1 pseudogene is annotated in these 765 nt (G+C 64.7%); it reads right to left on the bottom strand.

From position 1 onward, the window contains the following. Positions 1-308: 308 nt before the first annotated feature. Positions 309-765, bottom strand: a pseudogene (locus AC1D1G_RS45730) (hypothetical protein); the annotation flags it as partial.

The raw sequence follows: 765 nt of genomic DNA on the forward strand, positions 1-765 counted from the left end.
ATCGGCGGGCTTCCGCAGCTGACCCCCGCTGAACCAGTCGGCCAGTGCGCCGATGCCCGCGCCGGAGCAAGTTCGTGCTCCGTGCGGCGCGGATCTCGACGACCCAGGGTCCGAAGTGTTCCCCCTTCTGCGGTGTCAGATATTCAGCGGCGATGGCGAGACGTTGGACGGCTCTACCCCTGCACTGAACTCGATGATCGGTCGCACCAGCACGCAAGGAGCGCAGTCACGGTCCGACGTTGATGTGAAGACGCCCGTGGCAGACGTGAGAGGTTCACGCGGTGAGAAAGTTCGAGACACAGAACTCTTCACCGGCTGAACTGCCACTTCGCTAGTTCGAGTTGTCGGGCCTGGCGGTGCCAGTCACGTTCGCGACGTTCGGTGTAGACCGGGAGCCCGCCCGCCAGTACGAGAGTTCTGGGCGGCTGATCGAATAGCAATGTGGTGGGATCGTCCGTGTCGGGGACGACCAGATCGCCGCGAGCACCAACCGTGACGCCGTGGGGCTCGCCCGGGTGGACGACCGCGGCGGCCGCAGCGGTCGTCATGTCAACGATTCGCGCGAACTGGTCCGGCGAGAAAATGTGCGAGATTCTGGCCGCGAGAAGGGCGATGTCGCGCGGGTCCGCTCTCCCTGTGGGAGTGAATTCGATCCGAATGTTGTTCGACGACAACGCTGCCGGCACACCGGCCGACCACAACTCGCGAATCGGAGCGACGCCGCGTCGGACGTTTCGCTCGTCGTCGCGACCCATGAGGTAGAGG

This window comes from Rhodococcus sp. P3_B8 (assembly GCF_056402775.1).